We start from the raw sequence: 20,479 nt of genomic DNA on the forward strand, positions 1-20,479 counted from the left end.
TCCGGCGTGGAGGACCGACACCGCCACGGGTGGACGACGCTGCGTCCGCCACCGAGGACGGTCGGTTCACGATGGCGGGGCGGCCAACCCGAGTGTGGGGGCGAGTGCCGGGATGGCCCAGGCGAGGCTCGCGTCGAGCGTCTCGCCCGTGTGTCCGCCCCCCTCCACGATGTACGTCAGGGTCGTGAAGCCCGCGGCGTCCGCCGCCTGGGAGTTCGACAGCTGCCCGGGACCATAGGTGGTGTCGGCACTGCCCCAGGTGAAGATCGCCGTGTGCCCGGTGTAGGTCCCGGCGGGCGCGGCGCCCATGATCACCGACGGCTTGGCGGACTGGAACGCGGCCGCATCTCCGTTGTACACGTCGGCGACCGTCTCGGCGACGTGCTCCGAGCCGGGAAACTCGTTGCCCATCACGTCGAGCATCTGTCCCCAGGTCTCGGGATACCGTGAGCCGTACATCGCGGCGCACGACCCCCCGTTCGAGAAGCCGCCGATCGTCCAGTAATGGCGGTCCTTGACGATGTTGAGGTTCTGCTCGGCCCACTGCGGCACGAGCTGATTGATGTACGTCGCGACCGCTCCGTACTTCGCGGAGTCGACGCACGAGGGGTCGAGATCGGGCGCGGTGAGCTGGTCGACCACGATGGCGATCGGGGCGAGCCCGTTATTCGCGGCGGCGAAGGTGTCGAGAGCCTTCGCCAACGAGGTGGGGTCGGGCGAGCCGGGCTGACCCATCATGAACACCAGCAGGGGCAGGGCCGGTGGGTTCGCGACCTGGGCCGCGGGGGGAAGGTACAGCGACGCGTCACGCGCGGCGTACTGCCCGGTGGGGATCTTCGTGCTGCCGGTCAGCGCGCTCACCGATCCCTTCGCGGGCATGTCGGCGGGTGGTTGCCACGTTCTGTACAGCGTCGCCGGATCACCGGCGGCGGCGCTCTGCTGCGGCAACGACGCCGGGTCGAGTGCCTGCACGCCGAGGATCGCGGCGAGGTTGTGCGTCACGCCGTACGCTGTGTTGACGCCGAGGATGCCGGCAAGCAGTGCCGAGATGACCGTCACGACGCCCGCGACGCGGCGCACCCGGGGGCTGCGGAAGATCCCGACGATGCCGACGGCGATGGCGGCGACCGCTCCGGACGCCCACCAGATCGCCGCGCCCGGCAGCGGGCCCTGGAAGGTGTCCATCGCTTCGAGGATCTTCGCGATCACGAACATCACGATCCCCGCAGCGACCCCGATCGACAGCGTGAGGACGAGGCGTCGGTGCGGCCACACGATCACCGCGATCAGTCCGAGAACGGCGACGGCGGCGCTGACGAGCAGGAGCGGAGAGTCGATCAGCTCGAGCGAGAGGATGAATCTGTTCACCGACGCCCCTCCCACGCCGTCCGCGCGAGCGCGACCATCTCACGTCGTGAGGCGTCGGGCAGGTACGCGCGTCCTACTGCTGCCCCGATGCCCGGCAACTGCAGCGGGTCGCGGTAGGCGAGGGCGAGCGGACGGTAGCGCGGGCGGAACTTGCCCTTGAAGCGGAACAACGAGGCGAAGCCGTACGCCGGCTCCAGCACCTCGGCGAGCCAGCGCAGCAGAGCGCGGAGCGGGGCCGGGTCACCCTCGACCGCCTCTTCCGGGTCGTCCGCGAGCGGGGCACCCGACAGGCTCAGCAGCGTCGCACCCTCCTCCTGCAGCTGCAGGGCGGCCTTGGCGATGAGGAACTCCATCATCCCGTTGGGACCGTCCGTGCGGCGTCGCATGAAATCGAGGGTCCACCCCGTGATCTCACCGTCGGTCCAGCTCGGCATCCAGCTCGTGACCGCCTCGATGCGCTCATCGGGACCGACGGCGAGCAGGAGCCGCACGTCTCGGTCGCGCAGCTCGTCGAGCGACCCGAGCGTGAAGCCCATCTCGGGAAGCGCCCGATCGGCGACCCACTCCTCGTCGATGGCGACGACCTGCGACGCCTGCGACACGGTGAGCTCGTGCCAACGCGACCAGACGGCCGTGTAGCCCTCCCGCTCGGCGCGGGTGAGGGGTTGGCGGACCTTCTGCCAGGCCTTGCCGGCGAAAGTGAGCCCCGGCAGATCCATCACGGTCTCGACGCCGACCGGCACGTGGCGCCATCCCAGGTCGACGAGGTCGCGCAGGGTGTCGGCGTGCACGCTGTAGAACGCGGGGATCCACCCGTGCTCGACGCAATAGTCGGTGAACCCTCTCAGCGCCTCGGGGCGCCGCCCCGCCGGCGCGAGGGGATCGGCGACGGCGAGGGCGACATCGCCGGAGAGCCGATAGGCGACCGCGCACTCTCCGTCCTCGGAGTACCAGTGACGATTGCCCGACCAGGTGCCCAGGAATCCGAGGGTGTCGCTACCGCGACGGAGCAGATCGCGGTACCGGCCGTCGTCGCCCGCGTCGGGGCGCTGCACCCGGCGGTAGAGCCACAGGATCGATGCCACCACGATGATCCAGAACAGCACGCCGATCCACTGGTAGGCGAAGAGGGCGGGGCCGCTGTGGGGGAACGCGGTCGAGCCTCCCGGGTGGGTGAACGCGGGTGGCAGGAAACGTCGCAATGTCACCGAGAGGAGGTCGAAGAAGGAGACCTCACGATCGAACGCGCGTTTTCCGATGGCTTCGACGGCGAAGAGCGTCGTCGCGCAGGCGAGGAATGCCCCCGTGAGCACGACCGCCACGGCTTTCGCGGCCTTCGGCGTCGCGCGCACCGAGAACCGCGCGCGGGCGATGACCAGCGCCGCTGCGAGCACGAGCGGGATGACCACGCTCGCGATCGCCCACAGGACGTACTCCGCGCCGCTGCCGTCGACCCAGGGGTCGATGCGCAGGCGACCGTCGGCGAGCGAGACGAGGGGAAGGACCGCGGATGCCACGAGCACGAACACCGCGACGACCCATGCCGCGCGGCGACCCTGCCGCAACCCCCACGCCGCGACCAGCAGCAGGACGAGCGGGGTGATGGCCAGCAGTGCCGGCCCCGCGCCGCGCGTCATGAGGAGGGCGACCTGCTCATCGCACACCGACGCGGCAACCGTTCCGCACTGCGCGAGCACCTCGTCGTCGTACTGGGTGTACGCATCGACGACCAGGGACAGCGGGCCACGACCGCCGCCGCTGACCAACGCGACGATCGGCCCGCTGCCGACCACGGCGACCAGCAGCGCCAGCAGCGTGCGGCTCTCCCTCGTGGAACTGCGGTGCCACGACCGCCGCTCGCGACCCCGCGCCAGGACCGCGCCGACGGCGAGGCCGATCGCGGCGGCGGTGAGCCGGTACCAGGAGTCGGCATCGCCGGCGTACAGGGCGAAGAGCGCGAGCAGCGCGAAGCCGACCAGCCGCAGTCGGCGCCGCCACAGCGTGGTCGCGAACGCCGAGGCCGCCATGACCGCGCCCGCGATGGGCGTCGTCGGGTCGAGCACGGGGACTTCAGCGGCCACGACGGGTCGCAGGTCTGTCACCGTCCAGGCCACGGCGTGCAGGCCGATGCCCAGAAGCAGGCCCGCGAGCCCCGTCACCGCCAGGAGCAGCGCCGTGCGGCGTGCCCCCAGCAGACGTTCACCGTAGGCGAGGACCGTCAGGGCGAGCAGCACGGACGCCGCCGCGTCCACGGCCGAATCCGGCACGACGAGCGCGGTGAGCACCGTCCACCAACGACCGCTCGCGAACGTGGCCAGGGGACCTGCGCCCCAGACGAGGGCTCCCCCGTCGTTCCACAGCGATCCGGTCGCCGCCGCCGCGGCGATCACGATCACGGCAGCGCTGACGGCGACGGGATTGCGGGCGAGATACCTGCGGAGGTAGGGACCCACCGCCCGCAGGCGAGAGGGCGTGCGCGCGCCGGGCGCGGCTGTGGCTGTTTCGGACATCGGCGAAAGCCTACGAGCTAAGCAGCGGGGCGGGCATCAGTACCAGATGTCGAGAAGCGGAGTCATAGACGGTGCAAAGGAACGGTCGATCGCCGCGAGGGCGCCGGGTTGCCCCGAGGCGATCCCCGCCGCGGCCAGCTCGGTGACGCGCGTGCCGCCGAGCAGGATGGATCCGAGGGCGTTGACGGTCATCTCGACGTCGATCGCGTCGCCGTCGGCGACGGGTTCGACCACAGCCTCGCCGTCGTCGGCGATGACCACGTGCCACGCGCCGTCGGCGAACCCGAGCGGATCGGTCACGCGCATCGCCACCCGCAGCGGCGCGGTGTACGCGCGCGAGGCGAGGGCACGGGGCACGTCGAGGATCCGCAGCCACTGGTGGTCGGTCAGGGTCGCGGTGACCGCGCGGCGGTCGGCGACCATCCACTGCACGGGTGGCACGGGCGCCTGCAGCCAGGCCTTCACCGTGCCGACCAGGTCATGCTCGAGCACGAACCTCCACAGGGCGGCATAGGCGTCGGGCGACTCAGCGAACAGCGCCCGCACGTCGAGGTCGTGCGCCGCGAAATCATCGCGATCGGCGATCGTGTACACGACGATGCCGCGGTCGACTCCCTCTGTGTCGCGGTACACCACGGCGCGCACCTTCTCGCCCTGCTTGTCTCCGGGGGCGACACCCGCGACCCCTCGCCAGCGTCCATCCCACCCGGGCACCGATCCGGGGCGCTGCCGACGCACGCGATCGTGGACGGCACCGATCCTGTCGGCGAGGCCGTCGCGCGGCACGAAGTCGAGGCGACCGGCGGGGGTCGGACCCGTCCATCGGGCACGGGTGGTGTCGATCTCGACATCGGAGGCCCACGTGGCCGGCGAGAAGCCCCAGCGGCCGTAGATGGTCGCCTCGGTCACGGTCAGGCCCGCGAGGGCGAAACCGGCCGCCGCCGCCGTGCGCAGCTCGCCACCCAGCATCGCCCGGGCGATCCCCCGACGCCGGTGGGTCGGTGCCACCGTCACGGCGCTGATGGCCCAGAGGTCGGTCTGTCGCCCCGGCGAGGTGGTGAGCTCGGTCGCCCAGGAGTCGACGGTGCCTACGGGCACCCCGGCCTCCACCCCGTCGCGGTCGTAGACGGCGGTGAGTCGGCGGGTGCGCAGGGTCAGGCGGGCGTTCTCGGCCTCATCGTCGGTGGACTCACCGCCGAGGAAACCTCGCGCCACGGCCCGTTGGAACGGCCGATACGCGTCGCCATCGGCATCCACCCGGGCGTATTCGAGCCCGGCGGCCGCGAGGTCATCGGCGGAGGTCTGGTCGAGGGGCAGCGTCAGGGGGTCGATGGATGCCATGACCCCAGCCTACGGACCCCCTCCGACACCCACCGGGGGGCGCCGCGCGGCGTCAGTGGGTGGCTTGGATCGCCCGCAGGCGCGCGAGCACCTGATCGCGCAGCTCGTCGGGGGCGGTCTCTTTGCACGCCCGCGCGACCACGTCGGTCAGGGTGCGGGCCACGAGGGCTTCGTCCTGGCATCCGGGACAGTTCTCGAGGTGCTGACGGATGTCATTCGCCTCGGTCTTGCAGACCTCGTTGCGGAGGTACTCCTCCAGATCGCGCCGTGCCTTGTCGCAGCCGCAGTCGCTCATTTCTTCTCTCCCGTCGCGGCCTTGATGCCGCGCTCCTTGGCGTAGTCCGACAGCAGGTCGCGCAGGAGGCGTCGTCCGCGGTGCAGACGGCTCATGACCGTGCCGATCGGAGTCTTCATGATGTCGGCGATCTCCTGATAGGCGAACCCCTCGACGTCGGCGAGGTACACCGCCATCCGGAAATCTTCGGGAATCGACTGCAGGGCGTCTTTGACGACGGATGCCGGCATGTGGTCGATCGCTTCGGCTTCGGCTGAACGTGCGCTGCTCGCGGTGGTCGACTCGGCGCCGCCGAGCTGCCAGTCCTCGAGGTCGTCGATGGCGCTCTGGTACGGCTCGCGCTGCTTCTTGCGATACGTGTTGATGTACGTGTTCGTCAGGATGCGGTACAGCCACGCCTTGAGATTCGTACCCTGCGTGAACGACGCCCACGAACCGAAGGCCTTCACGAAGGTCTCCTGTACGAGGTCGGCCGCGTCGGCGGGATTGCGCGTCATGCGCATCGCCGCGGCGTAGAGCTGGTCCATGAAGGGCAGAGCCTGCTCTTCGAACTGTGCGCGCGGCTCGGCCTGCGAGCCCGCTTCTGCGGTGTCGTCCATCGCGCGCCAGTCTACGTCGGGCATGTCGAAGGCCGCCGGGATGCTCGCCGGCGGGCTGTCTCGCTCGAGAAGTGCGGTCACGTGTCGTCCCCTTTCAGTAGGCTAGGAACCGATGAATCCACTCGGGTATTCCCCTTCCGCCGCCACGCCTCGCGGCGCGTGGGACGCGCCTGTCGCCACCGGTCCCGTGGATGCCGCGGTCACCGTGCCGGGTTCGAAGTCGCTGACCAATCGCGAACTCGTGCTCGCCGCGATCGCCGACGGCCCGGGCACGCTGCACGCCCCTCTGCACTCCGACGACTCGGCGCGCATGATCGACGCCCTGAGGGCGCTGGGCGTGGGGATCGACGAGATCGACACCGACTCGCCCTTCGGACCCGACCTGCTGATCACTCCCCCATCCTCTTTCCTCGGCGGTACCACGATCGACTGCGGTCAAGCCGGCACCGTCATGCGCTTCGTCACCCCGCTGGCGGGATTCGCACGAGGTGACGTGCACGTCACGGCGCACGAGAGCGCCCTGCACCGCCCGATGGGCGCGATGATACGCGCGCTCCGCGACGTGGGTGTCGACATCGACGACGGCGGCCACTGGGCGTTGCCCTTCTCGGTCCGCGGACACGGTCACGTTCGCGGCGGCGAGGTCGAGATCGATGCGAGCCAGTCGAGTCAGTTCGTCTCGGGCCTGCTCCTGGCCGCGCCGCGCTTCGATGTGGGCCTGCGGCTGCGCCACGTCGGCTCGCGGCTTCCGAGCGTCCCGCACATCGACATGACCGTCGAGGCGCTCGCCCACCGCGCCGTCCACGTGGAGCGTCCGGCTCCGGGCGAGTGGATCGTCCCCGCGGGGCCGGTCCGCGCCAAAGACGTCGCGATCGAGCCCGACCTCTCGAACGCCTCGCCCTTCCTGGCCGCGGCGATGGTGGCGGGCGGCTCGGTCACGGTCACGGGCTGGCCGCTCCACAGCACACAGCCCGGCGCTCTGCTCGTCGACATCCTCGCCGAGATGGGTGCGCGCGTCAGCCGCCGCGGCGGCGCCCTCACCGTCGCCGCCGGCGACCACGGCATCCTGGGTGTCGACCTCGACCTCTCCGCGGCGGGTGAACTCGCCCCGACGCTCTTCGGCCTGGCGGCTTTCGCCGACGGTCCCACGACGCTGCACGGCATCGGTCACATCCGCGGGCACGAGACCGACCGCATCGCCGCCCTCGTCGGCAATCTGCGTGCGCTCGGCGGCGAGGCCCACGAGCTCGAAGACGGCATCCGCATCGTCCCTCGCACCCTGGTCGGCGGCGAGTGGAAGGCTCACCACGATCATCGTCTGGCCACGACGGGCGCCCTCATCGGACTCCGCGTCCCCGGCGTGCAGGTCGACGACATCGGGACGACGGCCAAGACCCTCCCCCAGTTCGTCGCGCTCTGGCACGCCATGCTCGGCACGGACGCCTCGGTCGACGCGTGAACAGGACGCACGCGTGAGCTGGCTCACCGATGACGACGACGACGATCTCACCTACGACGAGTCGTCCATCCGATCGCGACCGAACCCCAAGGCGAACCGGCCCCGCACCAAGCGTCGCCCGGCCCACGCCGACGCGCAGATCGCCCGGGTCCTGGGCGTCGACCGCGGCCGTTACACCGTGCTCGTCGACGAGGACGGACCCGACGAGCGCCGCATGCTCGCGACCCGCGCCCGCGAACTGCGCAAGCAGCCGATCGTCAACGGAGACCGCGCACGGGTCGTCGGCGACCTGACCGGCGGCGAGGGCACGCTCGGCCGCATCGTCGGCATCGAGGAGCGCACCTCTCTCCTCCGCCGCAGCGCCGACGACACCGATCAGGTCGAGCGGGTGATCGTCGCCAACGCCGACCAGATGCTGATCGTGGTCGCCGCGGCCGACCCCGAGCCCCGCGAACGGCTCGTCGATCGATATCTCGTCGCCGCGCTCGACGCCGGCATCCGTCCACTGCTCGTAGTGACGAAGACCGACCTGGCCGACCCCACCGAGTTCCTGGCGCACTTCACCGGCATCGACTTGCGCGTCTTCACCAGCGCACAGGGCGCCATGCCGTTGGACGAGATCGGGGAGGCGATCGCCGGGCACTCGACCGTCTTCGTCGGACACTCCGGCGTCGGCAAGTCCACGCTCGTCAACGCGCTGACCGGCTCGGAGCGTGCGATCGGGCACGTCAACGTCGTCACCGGTCGAGGACGGCACACGTCATCGTCTGCCGTGTCCCTGCGGTATCGGGGACCTGCCGGATCCGGCTGGGTCATCGACACCCCGGGCGTGCGCTCGTTCGGTCTCGGCCACGTCGACCCCGCCCACGTGCTCGGCGCCTTCACCGACCTCGCTGAGGCGGCGGAGGACTGTCCCCGCGGCTGCACCCACCTCCCCGATGCACCGGATTGCGCGATCGCCGAGGCCGTGGCATCCGGTCGTCTGGGCTCCGGAGCCGAGGCGCGCCTCGACTCGCTGCACCGCCTGTTGACGACGTTCCAAGCGATCGAGCGTTCTAGGCTGGAGGGGTGACGAACCTCGACAAGGGCGACACCGCCCCCGACTTCACCCTGCTCGACCAAGACGAGCACCCCGTCTCGCTCAGCGACTTCCGTGGCCGCCGCGTGATCCTGTATTTCTACCCGGCCGCCCAGACGCCCGGCTGCACGACGCAAGCGTGCGACTTCCGCGACAGCCTCGCGTCGCTGCAGGGAGCCGGGTACACGGTTCTCGGTCTCTCTCGCGACATCCCCGAGAAGCTTCGGGCGTTCCGCGACAGCGACGGCCTCACCTTCCCCTTGCTCAGCGATCCCGAGCACACGGTGCACGAGGCGTACGGCGCCTGGGGTGAGAAGCAGAACTACGGCAAGACCGTGACCGGCGTGCTGCGCTCGACCTTCGTCATCGACGAAGACGGCAACATCGTCGAGGCGCTCTACAACGTCAAGGCGACCGGCCACGTCGCGCGTCTGCGCAAGACTCTCGGCCTCGCCGCCGCCTGAACCCGATCCACCTCGAACCCCGCCATCGCCCTCGCGATCGGCGGGGTTTGTCGCGGGGGCACGGCCACAGCCCAGCGGCGGACACAACGCAGGAGATCCGTCGCGGTCCTCCGGGCCCACGCCGTTCCCGCACGGGGTGCCGCCCTCCGAGGCACCGGATCTCCTGCGTTGTGTCGCGGAGTGCTCGAGGGCGGATGGGACCGTGTCGGCAGAGACGCCGACCGCCGAGGAAGGGCACCGCGAACGACGGGCACAGCGCGCCGGGGATGCGCGGCAGACGACGTGAATCCCGGGGCCGAGGCGAAGCTGGGCTCGCGGGGCGTTGGAGAACGGTCAGTCGTCGTCGCGACGCTGCGGTGCGGCACGGCGCACGGCCAGCACGAGCAGAACCAGCCCGATGACGGCCGGGAGGGCGATGAGCAGGGCGGCGGTGGGGGCCGCCCACTCCCCGGTGATCGCGCCGATGGCGACCGACAGGATCAGCAGCTGCGTCACGATGCCGCCCGAGCGCGCCGCGGAGGCGTCGCGCGCCGTCCCGACACCGAACGCTCCGACGATGGCCGCGCCGATGATCGTCAGGACGATGAGGGCGATCGAGCTCACCACCGAGTCGGTGTCTCCGCCGATCAGCGCGACGACCTGCCATCCGGCGAGCGCCAGGATGCCGAGGGCCTCGAGTCCGAGGAGCACTGCGGCCGCGAATCGAACCGGCATCCGAAACCCTCCGAAGGGCGCCGCTGGCCCGTTACGATCCGGAAACCTACCGGTTACCTCTTGATCAGGCGGAATCGCTATGGGAGCATGGAACAAGCCGTGTGCTCCCACAGCGAAGTGGGGCGAGCAATCGCTCGCGTTCCCACCAGGGTACCGGACCCGATAGCCGGTGCCGAATCGACCAAAATTTCTGTAACAAGGAGCACCCCTATGGATTGGCGCGACAAAGCAGCCTGCCTGACAGTCGACCCCGAGCTGTTCTTCCCCGTCGGCAACACCGGCCCCGCGGTCGACCAGATCGAGAAGGCCAAGTCGGTCTGCGCACGCTGCACCGTCACCGAGGTCTGCCTGCAGTACGCCCTCGAGTCCGGCCAGGATTCGGGCGTATGGGGCGGTCTGAGCGAAGACGAGCGTCGCGCCCTGAAGCGCCGCGCCGCCCGCGCACGCCGCGCCTCCTGACACCGCGGCATCCGTCGTTCGAAGAAGCCCATCCCTACGGGGGTGGGCTTCTTCGCGTGCCGTGACGCCCGGCTCGAGGACCGCGCGAGCCCGGAGAGCTTCGCGCGCCGCGACCGACGCGATCTGCGGGCACGCGGCGACAAAGGCGACCGGCGCGGTCATGCCGCGAGGCCGGCGATCTGCCCGGCCATGCCGCAAGAACCGCGGTCTGCCCCCGGCCATGCGGCGAGAAACGCGATCGGCGGGCGTAAACGCCTCGACGTCGCGTTTCTGCCTGCGGATGCCGTTTCTCGCGCCCGGGCCCGAAGAGCTCCGGCTCAGGCCGACGCACCGCCGATGTAGCGCAACGGGATCTCGATGGTGACCTCGGTCCCGCTCCCCATGAGGGTGTGCCAGTCGATCGTGCCGCCGAGCTCGCCCTGGATCAGCGTTCGCACGATCTGCGTGCCGAGGCCGCGCCCGACCTGACCCTCGGGCAGGCCCACGCCGGTGTCGCGGACGCTGACCTCGAGCATCTCGCCCGTGCGCTCCGCCGCGATCTCGACGTCGCCCTCTTGCCCGGCGAGTCCGTGCTCGACGGCATTGGTGACGAGCTCGGTGAGGGCGAGGGCGAGCGGGGTGGCGAACTGACTCGGCAGGGTGCCGAATTGGCCCGTCGAGCGCGTGCGCGCGCGGGTGTTCGGGGCCGCCGCCACCTCGGCGACGAGCTTCAGCACACGGGCGAAGACGTCGTCGAAGTCGACGTTCTGCGCGAGACCCTCCGACAGGGTGTCGTGGACCACGGCGATGGCCGACACGCGACGCATGGCCTGCGTGAGGGCGTCGCGGGCCTCGTCGGAGTGCGTGCGGCGCGCCTGGATACGCAGCAGCGAGGCGACCGTCTGGAGGTTGTTCTTGACGCGGTGGTGGATCTCGCGGATCGTCGCGTCCTTGGTGATGAGTTCCTGCTCCTGATGACGAATCTCGGTGACGTCGCGGCTCAGCACGATGGCGCCGATGCGGTTTCCGCGATCGCGCAGGGGGATCGTGCGCAGAGACACCTGCACGCCCCGCGCCTCCATGTCGGCGCGCCAGGGTGCGCGGCCGCTGACGACGACGGGGAGCGACTCGTCGACGTCCTGGCGCTTGGCGGGGAGGATGCGCGCCGTCACCTCGGCCAGCGACTCACCCTCGAGTTCGTCGTCGAAGCCCATGCGGTTGAACGCCGAGAGCGCGTTGGGGCTCGCGAAGGTCGTGATCCCGTCGACGTCGAGACGGATGAGCCCGTCGGAGGCGCGAGGGGCGCCGCGACGAGGAGCCGTCGGGGCGGCGAGATCGGGGAACTCGGCAGATGCGATCATGCGGAACACGTCGTCGGCGCAGTCGTTGAAGGTGATCTGCTGACGCGACGGCGTGCGCGTCTCGCCGAGGTTGGTGTGGCGGGTCAGCACGCCGACGGTGGTGACCGCCGCGCCCTCGCGCGAAAGCTCCCGCACGATCGGCACCGCGCGCACACGCGTGGGCGTCTCTTCGAACCAGTCAGGGGATGCCGAGTCGACGATGCGCCCGCTCTGGAAGGCGTCTCGCACCTGCGTACGCCATTGTGGCCGCACGCGATCTCCGACGATGTCGCGGTAGAACAGAGTCGCAGCTCCCCCGGGGCGCGTGTGCGCGACGGCGACGAACGAGTCGTCGGGGGTGGGAACCCAGATCACGATGTCGGCGAAGGCCAGATCGGCGAGCAGTTGTCCGTCGCCGGCCAGGCGGTGCAGCCACTCCACGTCGGCCTCGCTGAAGCGGCCCTGGGCGTAGACGAGTTCACTGAGTGTCGACACCCTTCCACCCTACGGGAGAGGGTCGACACCGCTGCTTTCACGAGATGCAGGAAGGAGCGCGCATGAGCCGTCGGGTGAGCGCCCGGCGAGCCCGAGACCCCGGCGGGGCGAACCCGGAGACGGACGCGCGGACGACACCCGGGGAGCCGGGTGCTCGCTCCTCCCGCGGGCGGGTGAGTGAGGCGCCTCCCCCGAACGGTGGACATCGTGAGCGGGAGGCTCTCGCAAGTTGATTTCCGGTCCCGTGCGCCGCCTCCTCCACAGTCGGTGAGCCCCTTCCCGGCGCCCCCGAAACCAGCGCCGCGCCGGCAACCCGGCCCTGAATCCGGGCGCGTGCCGCCATCGCAGCGAGGCCGGGACGCGACGCCGCCGACCGCCCGTCTTCACGCGGATCCTCGGCATTCGGACCTCGGACCACCGCAGCGTCGGAGTCGCGCGTCGACGTCCCACTCGTCATCCGTGCAGCGGCACCTTCTCACCACCGTGAACCCACCCCGTATCCCTCCACAGCCGCCCCGATCGCTCCGTCCCGCGCGCCATCGCTGCCCTACTCTCGGCGTCACCCCCCGCTCGCGTCACGCACCACATCCTCGGAGGGAACCATGACACAGCCCCACGTCCACACCGTCTCGACCCCGACGCGACGCTCGCTCGCAGCCGCCTCCCGGACGGAGGAGTTCTTCGGCCGGCAGAGGACCTCGGCCACTGAGCTGCCGTCCGCGAAGACCTTCACGCTCAACATCGTCCGCGGTGTCCTCGAGGTGCTCGCCGGAGTACGGGAGGTCGACCAGCTCGCCCGGTGGCTGTCGGAAGACGTGTATCGCACGGTGGTCGTTCGAGCCGGCTTGGCCGCCCGCGCGCGCAGCGCCCGCGGAATACCCGCACCGCGGGCGACGCACATCATCCAGAGCGTGCACCTCTTCTCCCCCGCCGATCACGTCGTCGAGGCCACCGTGACCGCATCGACGCGACTGCGGACCCGCGCCATCGCCCTTCGTCTCGAGGGCCTCGACGGTCGGTGGCGCGTCACGTCGCTGGGCCTGCTGTGAGCGCCGGGCATGAAGGGCCGACCGTCACCGCCCCGCGATGCCGACGGGAGCGGGACCGGGACCGGCGCGTCTGCTCGAGCCCGCCGCATGCGCAGCCGTGACCCGCACGCAGCGTTGGCCGTCGATCTCGGCTCGCACCTTTCACCGGGTCAGCGGTCGACACCGCGGACGCACTGACCGGTCAGGGCCGCCACGACGACAGGAAGTTGCCGAGTCGCTCGATGGCATCCGAGATGACGCGCGCCTCGGGCAGCGTCACGATGCGCACGTGATCGGTCGCGGGCCAGTTGAACCCCGACCCCTGCACCAGCAGCACGTGCTCGGCGAGCAGGAAGTCGTGCACGAACTTGCCGTCGTCGGGGATCTCGTACACCTCGGGGTCGAAGCGTGGGAAGGCGTAGAGCGCACCGCGGGGCATCACGCACGAAACGCCGGGAATGGCTTCCAGGCCCTGCCACGCGGCATCCCTCTGCTCGTGCAGACGACCGGACGGGGCGATGAGAGCGTCGATGGATTGCACCCCCGACAGCGCCGCCTGCACCGCGAACTGCGCCGGCACGTTGGGGCACAGACGCGTGGATGCCAGCAGGTTGATGCCGTGCAGGAAACCCTGCGCGTGGTCCTTCGGGCCGGTGATCGCCAGCCATCCCGACCGGTAGCCCGCGACGCGATACGTCTTGGACAGGCCGTTGAAGGTGAGGCACAGCAGGTCGGGTGCGATCGTCGCCATCGGGATGTGCACGGCGTCGTCGAAGAGGATGCGGTCGTAGATCTCGTCGGCCAGGATCAGCAGCGAGTTCTCGCGGGCGATCGCCGCGATCCCCTCGAGCATCTCGCGCGAGTAGACCGCCCCGGTGGGGTTGTTGGGGTTGATCACCACGATCGCCTTCGTGCGCGGCGTGATCTTCGACCGGATGTCCTCCAGGTCGGGCTGCCACTCACGCGACTCGTCGCACAGGTAGTGAACGGGCGTGCCGCCGCCGAGACTCGTCATCGCCGTCCACAGCGGGTAGTCGGGGGCCGGGATCAACACCTCGTCGCCCTCGTCGAGAAGCGCCTGCATGGTCATCGTGATCAGCTCGGACACACCGTTGCCGAGGAACACGTGATCGGGGTCGAGCGCGGGGAACCCGGGCTCCTGCTCGTAGCGCGACACCACCGCGCGGCGAGCGGACAGGATGCCGCGACTGTCGCTGTAGCCGTGGGCGTTGGGCACCGACGCGATCATGTCGCGCACGATCTGGTGCGGTGCCTCGAACCCGAAGATCGCCGGATTGCCGGTGTTCAGCTTGAGGATCGAGTGCCCCTCGGCCTCGAGTCGGTCGGCCTCGACGAGGGCCTCCCCCCGGATCTCGTAGAGGACGTCTTTCAACTTCGACGACTGATCGAGAGGGCGTAGCGGGCTCATCGGTTCAGGATATCCCCGGCCCCGGCGGGCCAATCGACACCGAGTGGACCACGCGTCGGTCACCGCGAACGGCGGATGCCGTGCCCCGGCGATCGGGGCACGGCATCCGGCGTTCGTTCGTTACTTCTTCTTCGCCGCGCGACGGTCTGCGCGGTTGGATGCGGCGGACTCGTCGACGGCGTCGGTGCGCTGCCCGAAAGCACCGCGAGCGCCGGTGGGCACCGGCTCCGGTGCGGTTGCCGCGGGCTGCGCGGCCTGACGCAGACGGTTGGTCGCCGCCTGCTGCACCTGGCCGCGGTCGTTTCGCACCTCGACCTCGCCCGCATCGTTCGCGGCCGAGTACTCCAAGCGCTGCGTCTCGACCGGGGTCGGCGTGAGGCCCTTGGCCTCGACCTGCGCCTCGTCCCCCTCGACCTTGCGGACCTCGACCTCGAGGTTGTAGAGGAAGCCGACGGACTCCTCCTTGATCTGCCCCATCATCGACTGGAACATCTGGTAGCCCTCGCGCTGATACTCGATCAGCGGATCGCGCTGGGCCATGGCGCGCAGGCCGATGCCGTCTTTGAGGTAATCCATCTCGTAGAGGTGCTCGCGCCACCGACGGTCGAGGACCTGCAGCACCACCCGGCGCTCGAGCTCGCGGAGCGCCTGCTCGCCGAGCTGCTGCTGGCGGTTCTCGTACGCGATCCGGGCGTCGGAGATGATCTCGCGCTTGAGCCCGTCGGGCGTGATGCGCCCCTTGCTGCCGCCGGCCTCGGCGACGACCTCGTCGATCGTCACGCTCACCGGGTACATCGTCTTCAGCTCGGTCCAGAGCGCGTCGAAGTCCCACGACTCGGTGTGGCCCGAGCCGGTGTGGTCGTCGATCACGGCGGTGATGGCGTCTTCGATGAAGTGCTGCACGCGGTCGGCGATGTCATCGCCCTGGAGCATGTGGCGGCGATCGGCGTAGATGGCCTCGCGCTGACGGTTCAGCACGTCGTCGTACTTCAGGACGTTCTTGCGCATCTCGGCGTTGCGCGCCTCGACCTGCGACTGAGCGCTCTTGATCGCGCGCGACACCAGACCCGACTCGATCGCGACGTCGTCGGGGAAGTTGGTGCGCGCAAGGATCGCCTCCGCGGCCCCCGACTGGAACAGGCGCATGAGATCGTCGGTGAGGGACAGGTAGAACCGGCTCTCGCCCGGGTCGCCCTGACGTCCCGAACGACCGCGCAGCTGGTTGTCGATGCGACGCGACTCGTGGCGCTCGGTGCCGAGCACGTAGAGACCACCGGCCTCGGTGACCTTCGCGGCCTCTTCGGCGACGGTGTCGCGCATGGACTGGTACACCGTGTCCCACTCGGATTCGTAGGCGTCGGGGGTCTCGACGGGGTCGAGGTTCCTCGCCTTCATCTCCTGCACGGCGAGGAACTCGGCGTTTCCACCGAGCATGATGTCGGTTCCGCGACCGGCCATGTTGGTGGCCACCGTCACGGCGCCGAGGCGTCCGGCGCGGGCGACGATCTCGGCCTCGCGTGCGTGGTTCTTGGCGTTGAGCACCTCGTGACGAACGCCCTTCTTCGCCAGAAGGCGCGAGAGGTATTCGCTCTTCTCCACGCTCGTCGTGCCGACCAGGACGGGCTGACCCTTCTCGTGGCGCTCGACGATGTCTTCGACGACCTGTGCGAACTTGGCCGTCTCGTTCTTGTAGACGAGGTCGGACTGGTCTTTGCGGACCATGGGCCGGTTGGTCGGGATGGGGACCACGCCGAGCTTGTACGTCGACATGAACTCGGCCGCTTCGGTCTCGGCGGTACCGGTCATGCCCGAGAGCTTGTCGTAGAGGCGGAAGTAGTTCTGCAGGGTGACGGTCGCGAGGGTCTGGTTCTCGGCCTTGACCGGCACGCCCTCCTTCGCCTCGATGGCCTGGTGGATGCCCTCGTTGTAGCGGCGTCCGACCAGGATGCGACCGGTGTGCTCGTCGACGATCATGACCTCGTCGTTCATGACGACGTAGTCGGTGTCGCGCTTGAACAGCGCGATCGACTTGATCGAGTTGTTCAGGAACGAGATCAGCGGCGTGTTGGCCGACTCGTAGAGGTTGTCGATGCCGAGGTAGTCCTCGACCTTCTCGATACCGGGCTCGAGCACGCCGATCGTGCGCTTCTTCTCGTCGACCTCGTAGTCGACGCCCGCCTCGAGGGTGCGGGCGAGCTTGGCGAATTCGGCGAACCAGCGGTTGGCCTCACCGGATGCCGGACCCGAGATGATCAGCGGGGTGCGCGCCTCGTCGATGAGGATCGAGTCGACCTCGTCGACGATGGCGTAGAAGTGACCGCGCTGCACGAGGTCCTCCTTGCGCCACGCCATGTTGTCGCGCAGATAGTCGAAGCCGAACTCGTTGTTCGTGCCGTAGGTGATGTCGGCCTCGTACTGCTGCCGGCGCACCTCGGGCGTCTGACCCGAGACGACGGTGCCGGTTGTCATTCCGAGCGCGCGGTAGACACGGCCCATGAGCTCCGACTGGTAGCTGGCGAGGAAGTCGTTCACGGTGATGACGTGCACGCCCTCGCCTGCGATGGCGTTGAGGTACGCCGGAAGGGCCGCGGTCAGCGTCTTTCCCTCACCGGTCTTCATCTCGGCGATGTTGCCCAGATGCAGGGCGGCGCCGCCCATGATCTGCACGTCGTACGGGCGCTGACCGAGGGTGCGCTTGGCCGCCTCGCGGACGGCGGCGAACGCCTCGGGCATAAGCTGGTCGAGCGTCTCGCCGGCCGTGAAACGGGCGCGGAGCTCGACGGTCTCGTTGCGCAGCTCGTCGTCGGTGAGCTGCTCGTAGTCCTCTTCGAGCGCCCCGGTCGCCTTGACGACGCCCTGAAGGCGACGAAGGACGCGGCCTTCGCCGGCGCGCAGCAGTCTCTCGAGCGGATTTGCCACGAAGAATCTCCATCTGTCGGGTGCGACGCCCGTACGGACGCCGGCCTGCGAACAGGCATACGTGGCCCATGGTATCCGTGTTATCGGTTCGTGACCTGCGAAGGAGCCGCAATCCCCCGGCCGGGTTGCGCGCCCGCAGCGAACACACGGCGACGGGCGCGAACCCGCCGCTTAGGATCGACATATGGCGGGTTTCTGGGGTAAGAGGAAGCGCGAAGAGCAAGACGCGGCCGACGCGGATCTGGCTCGGCGAGCGGAGCTGGCGATCGTCGCCGCCGACGAGCGGGTGCGTCTCACCTCCGACGAGCTCGATTTCGCGCGGGCCGAGCTCGGCGACAAGGCCACCGAAGACCTCGCCGCCGCCCTCGACTCCGTGCGCACCCACCTCGCCGAGGCCTTCCAGTTGCACCAGCTCAACCACGACGAGATCCCCGACACCAAGGAAGAGCTGCGCACGCGCAACGCGCGCGTCATCCAACTGTCGCAGTGGGCGGAAGACCTGCTCGAGGAACGCACGCAGGTGCTCCAGCCCAAGATCGATGCCGTGCGCCGCGCACCCGAGACGCTCGCCCGTGTCCGCGCCGACCGCGAGCGGCTTCAGGAGCGCATCCCGAACGCCCGCGACGTGGTCGAACGGCTCTCACGCCGCTACAGCGATTCGGCGCTCGCGCAGATCGGTGGCAATCCCGAAGAGATCGAGCAGCTTCTCGACTTCGCCGTGCACACCGCATCCGTGTCCGAGCGGCGCCGCGAGGCCGGCCAGCGCGAGCAGGCGTCGGTCGCGCTGGAGGCTGCCACCGAGGCCGTCCGCCGCGCCGAGTCCCTTCTGGATGCCGTGGATACCTTCGAGATCGAGGCGCTGCGCGCCGAGTCCACCCTCGCCGCCGTCGTCGACGACTCCCGCAACGATCTCGTCGAGGCGCGTCGTGAGGCGCAGACCCCCGCCGTCATCGCCGCCATGTCGACCCTGCAGGGCGCGCTGAGCGCGCTACCGGCATCCGGGAGCCGCAACGATCCCTTTGCGGCGCTGTCGTCTCTGCGCCAGGCGAACGCCGACCTCGATCAGGCCCGGGAGCGCGCCGCCCGCCCCGTTCTCTCGCAACAGCAGGTGGATCACGCCATCGACGACGCCGACCGTCAGCTCGCCGTCGCCCGCGGCCTCATCACCGGACATCGGGGGTGGATCGGCGCCGACGCGCGCACGCGCTTCGTCGAGGCGGAACGCTTGCGCGCCGGCCTGCCCCTGGGCCCCGTCGCCGAAGACGATCGGGAGACGGTGCTGGCCACCGCGCGACGCGCCGGGGCGCTGGCATCCGAATCGCTGCAGATCGCACAACGCGACATCGAACAGTCCCGGCCCGATGACTGGGGCGGCAACGGCCGCGGCGGCGGATACGGGCGAGGCGGCGGGGGCATGGGCGGCGGAAACATGGTCGGCGGCATGCTCGGTGGCCTCGTGATCGGGTCGCTGCTCGGCGACATCTTCGACGGCTGAGCCGCCCTCGTCGCGCGGGCACGAAGGACACGACGAAACCCCCGGCTCTGGAGTCGGGGGCTTCGTCGAGAATCGGATCAGGATGCGGCTTGCGCCACCGGCGATGCCTGTGTCGCGAGCGCGATCACCCCGTAGTCCCATCCCTTGCGGCGGTACACCACGCTGGGGTGATCGGTGCGGGCGTCGATGAACAGGAAGAAGTCGTGGCCGACGAGCTCCATGCGGTCGACGGCGTCCTCGACCGTCATCCACTCGGGCCCGAACTCCTTCTGACGGATGACGACGGGCGAGTAATCCTCTTCGTCGACGGCGCCCTCGTTCTGCACCGGAATCGATCCGGTGGCCACGGCGCGCAGTACCTCGACGGAGGCGGGCTCGACATCGATGCCGGCCAACTCGCCGGTGCCCTTCTCGAACCGGGCACCGCGGGGGTGGTTTCGGGCGTCGACGCGCTTGTCTTTGGCGCGACGTACCTGCTCGGAGATCTTGTCGACCGCGAGGTCGAGGGCGGCGAACTTGTCGACATCCGTGGCCTCGGCCCGGACCACCGGTCCTTTGCCGTCGAGGGTGAGCTCGACCGTGTCGTCTTCCATGCGTCCGTTGCGATACGAACGGTGGGTGACCTTGACCTCGAGCGCCTGCGCACGCGGCGCCAGGTGCTCGATGCGGCCGACCTTCTCTTCAACCACGGTGCGGAAACGATCGGTGATACCGACCCCCACGCCGACGATGTTGGTGTCCATCCGTGACCTCCTTGTTCCGGGTTCCGCCCGGTCTAAGGGCGGAACATCCGTCGCCTTCAGTCATCCCCACGCTAGTGGGAGGCCACCGCCATGTCACGTGTCAATCACCTCCCATTCACCTTTCGATGTCCTGCGGCGCGGCGTGTCCGCAAGCGCCACGGCCCGCACATCCGTGGCCCCCGCCGCGCGCAGGGCACGAACCGCTTCAGCCAACGTCGCACCCGTCGTGACCACATCGTCGACCACCACCACCGGCCCGCTCAAGACGACGCGGACCGCGAACACATCGCGGACGTTCTCGCGACGCGCGCGATCGCCGAGTCCGCGCTGATCGGCGGGCGCTCGGCGCAGCCGCAGAAGGCGCTGGGGGCGCCGGCCCGCCCGCCGCACCAGCACTTCGACCGGGCGGTATCCGCGTCGTCGGAACGCCGCGCGGGAAGAGGGCACGGTCGTGATCAGCGCCCCCGGTGGGACGAATGCCGCGAGCGCGGCGGCCAACGCGGGGGCGAGGTCGCGCGCCAGCGCCGTGCGCCCCTCCTCTTTGAACGCCCGGATCACGCGCGCGGCGACGCCCTCGAACGGCAGGCCGCAGACGACGGCGAGATCGGGCTCACGCTCGCGCCCTGACAGCCGCGGAGCCAGCTGGACACGACATCCTCCGCACAACGACACGTCGAGGTCACCGCACCCCGCGCAGGCGAGAGGCAGCCAGAACGTCAGGGCATCGCGCAGCGCAGAGGCGATCGAAACGGAGAGGTTCATGC

17 protein-coding genes are annotated in these 20,479 nt (G+C 69.8%); 6 read left to right on the plus strand and 11 right to left on the minus strand.

What is annotated here, in order from left to right:
• Positions 1–66: 66 nt before the first annotated feature.
• Genes FHS07_RS01890 through FHS07_RS01910 form a run of 5 tightly spaced genes read right to left on the minus strand, consistent with a single transcriptional unit; the run spans position 67 to position 6,137 of the window.
• Positions 67–1,368, minus strand: coding sequence for an alpha/beta hydrolase (locus tag FHS07_RS01890; protein ID WP_183418222.1), 1,302 nt, complete (start codon positions 1,366–1,368; stop codon positions 67–69).
• Complete coding sequence (locus FHS07_RS01895; RefSeq protein ID WP_183418223.1) at positions 1,365–3,878, minus strand: bifunctional lysylphosphatidylglycerol flippase/synthetase MprF; 2,514 nt, start codon at positions 3,876–3,878, stop codon at positions 1,365–1,367. The genes FHS07_RS01890 and FHS07_RS01895 overlap by 4 nt, the downstream gene beginning before the upstream one ends.
• 36 nt (positions 3,879–3,914) lie before the next feature.
• The gene (locus tag FHS07_RS01900; RefSeq protein ID WP_183418224.1) at positions 3,915–5,219 is read right to left on the minus strand and encodes a GNAT family N-acetyltransferase; all 1,305 of its coding nucleotides are present in this window, start codon (positions 5,217–5,219) and stop codon (positions 3,915–3,917) included.
• A gap of 52 nt (positions 5,220–5,271) precedes the next feature.
• Positions 5,272–5,514: a zf-HC2 domain-containing protein gene (locus tag FHS07_RS01905; RefSeq protein ID WP_183418225.1), complete on the minus strand. Its 243-nt coding sequence runs from the start codon at positions 5,512–5,514 to the stop codon at positions 5,272–5,274.
• Positions 5,511–6,137: a sigma-70 family RNA polymerase sigma factor gene (locus FHS07_RS01910; protein WP_183419364.1), complete on the minus strand. Its 627-nt coding sequence runs from the start codon at positions 6,135–6,137 to the stop codon at positions 5,511–5,513. The genes FHS07_RS01905 and FHS07_RS01910 overlap by 4 nt, the downstream gene beginning before the upstream one ends.
• A gap of 88 nt (positions 6,138–6,225) precedes the next feature.
• Here FHS07_RS01910 and aroA point away from each other — a divergent pair, with 88 nt between their 5' ends.
• The 3 genes from aroA to bcp are packed head-to-tail and all read left to right on the plus strand — an operon-like array spanning position 6,226 to position 9,114.
• Complete coding sequence (aroA, locus tag FHS07_RS01915; protein WP_183418226.1) at positions 6,226–7,572, plus strand: 3-phosphoshikimate 1-carboxyvinyltransferase; 1,347 nt, start codon at positions 6,226–6,228, stop codon at positions 7,570–7,572.
• A gap of 13 nt (positions 7,573–7,585) precedes the next feature.
• Complete coding sequence (rsgA, locus tag FHS07_RS01920; RefSeq protein WP_183418227.1) at positions 7,586–8,644, plus strand: ribosome small subunit-dependent GTPase A; 1,059 nt, start codon at positions 7,586–7,588, stop codon at positions 8,642–8,644.
• Positions 8,641–9,114: a thioredoxin-dependent thiol peroxidase gene (gene bcp, locus FHS07_RS01925; protein ID WP_183418228.1), complete on the plus strand. Its 474-nt coding sequence runs from the start codon at positions 8,641–8,643 to the stop codon at positions 9,112–9,114. The genes rsgA and bcp overlap by 4 nt, the downstream gene beginning before the upstream one ends.
• Positions 9,115–9,447: 333 nt before the next feature.
• Here the strand turns inward: bcp and FHS07_RS01930 are convergent, their stop codons facing one another.
• Complete coding sequence (locus FHS07_RS01930; protein WP_183418229.1) at positions 9,448–9,828, minus strand: histidine kinase; 381 nt, start codon at positions 9,826–9,828, stop codon at positions 9,448–9,450.
• Positions 9,829–10,038: 210 nt separating this feature from the next.
• Between FHS07_RS01930 and FHS07_RS01935 the strand changes: the two genes are divergently transcribed.
• Positions 10,039–10,287, plus strand: a complete 249-nt coding sequence (locus tag FHS07_RS01935; protein ID WP_013583608.1) for a WhiB family transcriptional regulator — start codon at positions 10,039–10,041, stop codon at positions 10,285–10,287.
• Between the two features lie 317 nt (positions 10,288–10,604).
• On the opposite strand, the gene FHS07_RS01940 is transcribed toward FHS07_RS01935, so the two are convergent.
• A complete protein-coding gene (locus FHS07_RS01940; protein ID WP_183418230.1) occupies positions 10,605–12,101 on the minus strand; it encodes a histidine kinase N-terminal domain-containing protein in 1,497 nt (498 codons plus the stop codon).
• 602 nt (positions 12,102–12,703) lie between these two features.
• Between FHS07_RS01940 and FHS07_RS01945 the strand changes: the two genes are divergently transcribed.
• Complete coding sequence (locus tag FHS07_RS01945) at positions 12,704–13,150, plus strand: Rv3235 family protein (RefSeq protein ID WP_183418231.1); 447 nt, start codon at positions 12,704–12,706, stop codon at positions 13,148–13,150.
• A gap of 181 nt (positions 13,151–13,331) precedes the next feature.
• Here the strand turns inward: FHS07_RS01945 and FHS07_RS01950 are convergent, their stop codons facing one another.
• Both FHS07_RS01950 and secA read right to left on the minus strand, forming a co-directional pair.
• The gene (locus tag FHS07_RS01950; RefSeq protein ID WP_183418232.1) at positions 13,332–14,558 is read right to left on the minus strand and encodes a pyridoxal phosphate-dependent aminotransferase; all 1,227 of its coding nucleotides are present in this window, start codon (positions 14,556–14,558) and stop codon (positions 13,332–13,334) included.
• A 120-nt stretch (positions 14,559–14,678) separates the two neighbouring features.
• Positions 14,679–17,477 carry a preprotein translocase subunit SecA gene (gene secA, locus FHS07_RS01955; protein WP_183418233.1) on the minus strand — a complete coding sequence of 933 codons (2,799 nt, stop codon included), beginning with the start codon at positions 17,475–17,477 and terminating at the stop codon, positions 14,679–14,681.
• 184 nt (positions 17,478–17,661) lie between these two features.
• Here secA and FHS07_RS01960 point away from each other — a divergent pair, with 184 nt between their 5' ends.
• Complete coding sequence (locus FHS07_RS01960; protein ID WP_183418234.1) at positions 17,662–18,972, plus strand: coiled-coil domain-containing protein; 1,311 nt, start codon at positions 17,662–17,664, stop codon at positions 18,970–18,972.
• Positions 18,973–19,049: 77 nt separating this feature from the next.
• Here the strand turns inward: FHS07_RS01960 and hpf are convergent, their stop codons facing one another.
• Both hpf and FHS07_RS01970 read right to left on the minus strand, forming a co-directional pair.
• Positions 19,050–19,715 (minus strand): ribosome hibernation-promoting factor, HPF/YfiA family, encoded by a 666-nt coding sequence (gene hpf / locus FHS07_RS01965; protein ID WP_183418235.1) that lies wholly within the window; start codon positions 19,713–19,715, stop codon positions 19,050–19,052.
• Positions 19,716–19,808: 93 nt separating this feature from the next.
• Positions 19,809–20,477: a ComF family protein gene (locus tag FHS07_RS01970; protein ID WP_183418236.1), complete on the minus strand. Its 669-nt coding sequence runs from the start codon at positions 20,475–20,477 to the stop codon at positions 19,809–19,811.
• Positions 20,478–20,479: the final 2 nt, after the last annotated feature.

Source organism: Microbacterium proteolyticum, from assembly GCF_014192415.1.
GTDB classification, from domain to species: Bacteria; Actinomycetota; Actinomycetes; order Actinomycetales; family Microbacteriaceae; genus Microbacterium; species Microbacterium proteolyticum.